The organism is Paenibacillus sp. EKM212P (genome assembly GCF_011066115.1).
Classification (GTDB): domain Bacteria; phylum Bacillota; class Bacilli; order Paenibacillales; family Paenibacillaceae; genus Paenibacillus; species Paenibacillus polymyxa_B.
The window spans coordinates 1-279 of sequence record NZ_JAAMNR010000068.1 but is presented as its reverse complement, the minus strand read 5'-3'; the positions used below and the strand labels follow the sequence as shown (position 1 = coordinate 279).

Sequence of the window (279 nt, the reverse complement as noted above, 5' to 3'; positions counted from 1 at the left end):
TTTTTGGTGGAGCCAAGCGGGATCGAACCGCTGACCTCCTGCTTGCAAGGCAGGCGCTCTCCCAGCTGAGCTATGGCCCCAAAAGGAAATATAAAGTTATATGGTGGGCCCTAGTGGACTCGAACCACCGACCTCACCCTTATCAGGGGTGCGCTCTAACCAGCTGAGCTAAGGGCCCATAATAAACCACCAAAGAAGTTCCTCTTTAGTGGTTGCGCTTGGCGACGTCCTACTCTCCCAGGACCCTGCGGTCCAAGTACCATCGGCGCTGGAGGGCTT

2 tRNA genes are annotated in these 279 nt (G+C 55.9%); both read right to left on the bottom strand.

Going from position 1 to position 279, the window contains the following annotated elements:
• Positions 1–4 precede the first annotated feature (4 nt).
• A tRNA-Ala gene (locus tag G9G54_RS25040) sits at positions 5–80 on the bottom strand.
• A 21-nt stretch (positions 81–101) separates the two neighbouring features.
• Positions 102–178: transfer RNA gene (locus tag G9G54_RS25035), tRNA-Ile, on the bottom strand.
• Positions 179–279: the final 101 nt, after the last annotated feature.